This is a genomic window from Microcystis flos-aquae FACHB-1344, assembly GCF_014698375.1.
GTDB classification, from domain to species: domain Bacteria; phylum Cyanobacteriota; class Cyanobacteriia; order Cyanobacteriales; family Microcystaceae; genus Microcystis; species Microcystis aeruginosa.
The window spans coordinates 1-6,557 of record NZ_JACJSW010000238.1 but is presented as its reverse complement, the minus strand read 5'-3'; the positions used below and the strand labels follow the sequence as shown (position 1 = coordinate 6,557).

The 6,557-nt window shown below is 35.1% G+C and carries 3 protein-coding genes; all 3 read right to left on the bottom strand.

Going from position 1 to position 6,557, the window contains the following annotated elements; all coding sequences use genetic code 11:
- Positions 1 to 419 precede the first annotated feature (419 nt).
- From H6G48_RS25450 to H6G48_RS25440, 3 genes are read right to left on the bottom strand one after another with little or no spacing between them, the layout of a single operon-like run.
- Positions 420 to 5,237, bottom strand: coding sequence for a HEAT repeat domain-containing protein (locus tag H6G48_RS25450; protein ID WP_190723820.1), 4,818 nt, complete (start codon positions 5,235 to 5,237; stop codon positions 420 to 422).
- Positions 5,237 to 5,824 (bottom strand): Uma2 family endonuclease, encoded by a 588-nt coding sequence (locus H6G48_RS25445; protein WP_190723819.1) that lies wholly within the window; start codon positions 5,822 to 5,824, stop codon positions 5,237 to 5,239. Before H6G48_RS25445 ends, H6G48_RS25450 begins: the two co-directional genes overlap by 1 nt.
- A gap of 1 nt (position 5,825) precedes the next feature.
- Positions 5,826 to 6,176: a CU044_2847 family protein gene (locus H6G48_RS25440; protein ID WP_190723818.1), complete on the bottom strand. Its 351-nt coding sequence runs from the start codon at positions 6,174 to 6,176 to the stop codon at positions 5,826 to 5,828.
- Positions 6,177 to 6,557 lie beyond the last annotated feature (381 nt).

The following is a 6,557-nucleotide window of genomic DNA, read 5'->3' as shown; positions in this document are numbered from 1 at the left end:
CATTTTCAGGCGTGCGCTTAAGTCTCTCATGCTGACGATACTTTTATCCAGTGCAAAACCTATCCAACAGGACACAAAAGTAAATGTACTTAATGCGGGATAGTCATTTTTGGGGAGTGGCTTGAGAAGCTCTTTCATTAGTTTTGGGAAAATTGTTAGCATGGCTTATTCACATTTATTGGTGTATATTTACTTTGTTTTCTTATCTATAATATCAAATTTTGTACGACTTTTTTCCCCGTTCAACACTTCTGGTTTCATTCCTTATAACCCCCGTCCATTGCATAAGACAAACCGAAGAACCGTATCTTTTTACTCAAGTGTTTTATCGTCTTCTCCATTCTTTCAGGATAAACCATCAAGTCAGGTTTCGGCTTGGCTTTCTGGGTGGGAATTGCGAGTCTGCAATAGTCACGATTTTATTTGTCTCTTAATGATGAGATTAACATAACAATAATTCCTCTAATGCGCTTTACGAGAAATCTAAATCGCTGACGATAAACTGGAATAACTGAGTTTTTAGTTTTGCGATAGCGGATGGCAAGTTTTCTGGCAAGCTGAAAAATATTAGATTCATAAATATCAATATCCCAACGATAAATAATTTGTTTCAAGGTTCTTAAGTCGCCCATCTTTTCTAATGCTTCTGCTACGAATTCTAAAACATAATCATCTGCATCTGTCAGTGCTTCTGTTAAAGCTGGTAATACTTCTAGGTTGCCTATCTCACCTAACGCTCTTGCCGCACCACCTCTGACACGCCAATCTGAATGATTCAGCAACTCGATTAAAGCTGATACCACTTCTGAATTACCAATATCAACTAACGCTCTTGATGCCCTGTATTCGGCATTCTCTGAATATTTCATCACATCGATTAAAGCTGATATTGTTTTTGAATTGCCTATTTGGCTTAAAGCGAGTTGAGCAATGTATTGAACCTGATCATCTTCATCATTTAATGTCTCAATTAAAGCTTGTATTGCTTCCGAGTTGCCGATATTTCCTAAAGTTTGTGCTGCTAACGCTCTGACATTCTTATCGGAGTTATTCAGTGCTTCAATTAAAACTGGTATCAATATATAATTGTCTATCCTACTTAAATGAATTACCATCCAAATCGTGGGCAATCTAAAAATCTCTTCTGAATCATTTAACCCCTCAATTAAAGTTGGTATCACTTCTAAATTGCCTATTTTGCTTAGAGCATCTGCTGACATAAATCTGACATATTTATTTACATCATTCAAAGCTTCAATTAAGGCTGGTATCGCTTTTGGATGACTGATATTTGCTAAAGCCATTACTGCTCTGCCTCTGACATCATAATCCGAATCATTTAGCATCATAATTAAAGCTGGCACTACTTCTGGATTGTCGCTCTCACCTAAAGCACTTACAGCCATGCGTCTAACATACTCATCTGAATGATTAAGTGCTTTGATTAAAATTGGTAAAGCTTCTGGATTACCTTTTCCTTTTAAATAAACTGTTAATAATATTGCCGAATAGCATCTGAGAAGATTATTTGAATCTTCTAGTGCCATACTTAAACCTGACATCGTTTCTGGGTTGCCAATTTTGTCTAATGTTTCGCCCAAAGATTCCATGGCATTACTTCTGACAGTTTCATCTGAATTGCTTAGTGCTGTCATTAAAGCTAATACTTCTTCTGGATTAAGAAGCAAGCTTAAAGCGGTTTCTACACAGTCTCTACCAGTCTTATCTGAATCATTAAGCGACGCAACAATAAAAGCTTGTCTAGATTCTGGATTAACCACCAACGCCAAAGGAAAATGTGCAAAAATCATCGTTGCATAGCTTCTAACTTCCTGATAAGGATTATTTAGTGCCTCGATTAAAATAGGCATCGCTGCTGTGCTGCCAATGTTGTTAATTTTTCCTAACGCTTCTACCGCATATTTCCTAACATTTTCATCTAAATGATTAAGTGCTGTCATTAAACCTAAGTAGGCTTCCTCAGTGCCAATCTTTAATAAAGCTTCTGCCGCTTTACCTGCGACTTCCTGATAAGGATTCTTAAGTGCTAGTGCCTCAATTAAACCTGACACCGCTTGTGGAGTTCCAATTTTACTTAATGCTTCTACTGCCTTATTTCTGACAAGTTCATCTGCTGCATAATATATATCATTTATTTCTGAATCATTCAGCACCGCAATTAAAGCAGACACGGCTTCTGGGTTGCCAATATTACCTAAAGCTTCTGCCGCAAAGTATCTAATATAAACATGAAAAGCTGAATGATTCACTGCTTCTATTAACACTGGTACTGCATCTGGATTAGTAATCTTACTTAAAGCTACTGCTGCATAACTTCTGAAATCCCCATCTGAATTTTTAATTGTCTCGATTAAAGCTGATACTACTGCTGAATTGTTAATTTGTTCTAACGCTTCTACTGCATTGTTTCTAGTTTTCACATCATTAAGTGCTGTAATCAAAGCTTGTATTGTTTCCGAATTACCAATACCAATTTCACCTAAAGCTTTCACTCCCCAAAATTTGACACTTTTTTCAGAATCAGATAGTGTTGAAATTAAAGAGGGTAAAGCTAAAGATTGCTTTTTGTTAATTTTTCCTAAAATTATTGCAGCATTATCTCTAAACCAATCTGAATAATTTAACGCCCGAATAATAGTTGGTAATGCTTTGGGATTGCCAATTTCTCCTAATGCTTTTAATGCCCAACCTCTGAAAGCTTCTTCTCTATCGATCATCCCAAAAATGAGTATATGGCGATCTTCTTTATCTACCTTTCGCAAAGCATATTCAGCAGACTCTTTAATTCTCTTTTCCGAATCATCTAATGCCGCACTTAAAGCGGATATCGATTCAGGATTGCCGATTTTACCTAACAATTCTGCTGCATTAAATTTACTATCTCTGACATACCAAGGTGAATCCTTAAGTGCGTTTTCTAATCGTCTTCTCATCACGGGAAAAGTCTTCCCTAATGTCACCATTGTCTTGTTGATATACTCTAAACTAAAATCACGCTGCCACACCTTATAAAGCTTATCGACTATCTGATTAATCAGAGAATCTTGAATATTTTTACTTTCCGCCAGACAGTTACTAGCCAGTATCAATAAAGTCGCAAAAATATCATCTTTTTCCTGTAAAATTGCTTCTAACAAAAGACTAGCATCAGACATCATCCCCGCTAACAAAATAATCGTCTCATGCCAATCATGATCCCAGAAATGCGCCTTGACTAACGCAATTCCATCCTCTTGATTTTTCTTGATCCGTTGATAAAGATAACAAGCGGTAAAATACTCCTGGAAAGTGCGATGTAAAAATAGATATTGATCTCCTTTTTCATGAAACTTCTGAATAATACCATCTTCTTCGCACAACTGTATCATCAATTCATCACTATTTAATTCCCGGAAAATTGTTGATACTTCTTCATGACGTAAATATCTTTCTAAAACATTAAAAAAGTCTTCTTCTTTAAAAATAAAAATTTCTTCTTCTCGACAAGATAATTCATAAGCCACCATCTCTAATAATCTGATCTTCGCTATCCGCTTTCCGCCTGATACTGATACTAGCTTTCTATTTTCTACCCAATCACGCAGCATATAATCAACTGCTTGTTTATATACTTCATTACGTTTTGCTGGTAAAATTAAATCCTGAGTTTGATAGAGACTACAAATCAAAGAAAGTAATAAAGGATTTTGTGCTAAACCCTGAATTTGCGGTTTATTTTTCAACTCCTCAATTAAACCTGCTGCTGATACCAAATCATTCTCTAGATAATCTTCCGCATTAACAAACCAGGTTTTGATATATTCAGCTATTTTTTTATCAGTAAAGGGAACAATTTCTACCTCTTTAACTTTCCCTGAAAATTTGCCACTATAACCCACAATGCGAGAAGTTAGATAAATTTTACAAGGAGAATTATCTAAAAAATGCTCAAGTTTTGTATTTAGCTTATGTAGTTGCACAGAAGAAACTTCGTCTAAAGCATCTAAAAATAAGACACATTTGCCCTGTTCTAGCTTTTCTTTGACAATAGACTCAATCTGAAAACTTTTATCAATTAACTGAGGTATTATGTTAATAATATCATCATTTTTTTCTGCTAATTTATTTGCTAACTCAGATAGCCGAAAATACAAAGGAAGAATCACATCCTTAACCTTAACCTTCTCCCGATTGTTTAAGAAGGGTTGAGGAGTATTAACACCTAACTTCCCTAATTCTTCCCTAGCAATTTTTAATGCTTCCATCCTTAAAAGAGTTGATTTACCCATTCCAGGATCAGCAAGAATCATCATTTTATTGTGTTTATCCTTGGCTTCTTCCCAATCAACTTGCACTTTTTTACTTTCTTCCCGTTGCTGTTCCTCAGTAAACCCTTTTAAGGCATAGATTTTCTTTAATGTTCCCTCATCACCTGTATAAGCTTGCCATGTTTCAATCTCATGGTTATAGCGTCTTTCTAAAGTAACTTCAATAGGAATATATTGCTTTAATAACGAGATTTTTTGACGAGTATGAAAGAATTGAAGATATTGAAATTCATCTTGAATTTTTTCTAAAAATCGACAAACAGCATTTTTGGTAGGTTCTAACCCCAGTTTATCTAAAATATCTAAAATATTATCCCACCGAATCACATAACTTTCATCAGTTTTACTCGATTGAATAACCCCTAAAACTCCTCCTAATTCTTCCGAAAAAACAGCACCTCCGCTTGTACCCCTATCAACCTTAGCATTAATTCTGTGAGTCAGAAAATTAGAAGATTTATCAGGTAATTTATTCCAAGGATTCTTATATTCAATCTTATTATTAGGATAAGTCGAAAGCAGATTTAAAGGCGCACTGACAGTAATTTTATCGGCATTCACATCAAATCCTTCTGGAAAATTCTTCTCTTTTTCTCTAGGAAATCCATAAACTGTGACGCAATTTAACCCAGCTTGAAAATTAACAATCTTCACAGGTTTAGCACTCTCAATCTTAATCTTAAGAATAGCAATATCAACTTCTGGATTAGAATATTCTTGACACCATTGAGATGCGTATTCTTTCCCTTGATAATTTACTCTTAAAGAGGGTAAAAGATAGATAACGTGATGACAGGTAATGAGATAACCATCTTCTCGAATAATAAACCCAGAACCCAGCGTATCCCCTTTTTCATTGAGGATTTTAACCATTGATTCTTGTAGATAGTCGAGATTGGATTTAATCATTATTCTTCAGTTAAATTAAAATCAATGCGTTGATAAATATCCAGCAATGACATTTGAAAATCCACAGAATTAAACCTTAAAGTATCCTTGTCTGATTCAGAGGCTTTAAACAACCATTCCCCATTATTTTGTTGATAAAATTGTTCAACATAATAACGGTATTGATCAATCAAAATATATTCTTTAAACTCAGGAATTGAGCGATAAAACTTAAACTTATCAGTACGGTCATAATCTCTAGTTGATTTCGATAAAACCTCGACAATGATTAACGCATTAGTTACAGTGTTTGTGCCTTTTCCTTCATATAATGGTTTGTCTTTAATCACCATGACATCAGGATAAGTATAAAAGCGATATCTTGGCATCCATAACCGTACATCACTCATAAAAGCCCAATAATCTTGATTGTTAATCTTAGTCGGAAAATTCCTACAGAAATTTAAAGCAATCAGATTATGATTAGTAGTTGCTCCTACCATTGGAGTAATTTCTCCATCTAGATATTCATTTTTGTATTCTGCTATTTCTTCTAGCTGACAATATTCTTCAGGCGTGTAATAGCGTTTTTCGATTTGAACTTGCATACTAACCTCCCTTATCTTGGTTAAATTGCCATTCAATAGCAACTTTAATATTAGCTTGTGCTGAACCTTTTGTCACCAAAGGAATCCCCGTTTCGCCCCCAACTTGTAACCCAAATTCTAAAGTAACCTTACTGGGTGGATTGGCTTGGGAAACTCCCTGTTTTATCGAAGTTAATAACAATTGTGCATATTCATTAACAATATTAGTAACTCCTGCTTGAAAATTTTTTGTTCTTTCTTCTATATCCTCTAAAAATCCTACTGCTTGCAATTGCTCCCTATCACCTTCTTCGTACTGCATATAAATTTTTGCGCCATCGGAGGCTTGTATTTCTGTGATTTTTATTGACATTTTATCCTAACCTTAATTTTTGCATAAACGTTAATCGTAACCGTTCAGTAGGTGGTTGTCAAGTAGCCATTAGTATTGATTCTGTGGGAGGACTCTCCTGGCAGGGCTATTTCATTCTAGATGATAGAATATTGAGGTAAAATAAAAGCAAAGAGAATAAATGTCTGAAATGGGAGCATCTCACCTTTGTAACCCCTAAATCAGGTTTTATGTCAAGATATTTTGAAAGCCTTGCTAGAAACCAGTTTTAGGGACAAGTATAATTACTAGACCTCTTGCAAAAGTCTTTCGTGATCTAATAAAAGGTTATTTATTTTTGCCAATACTCTCACGAGACAGCGATCGCCACAAGGAGATAGTGTTGCCAGCGTAATAAAAGAG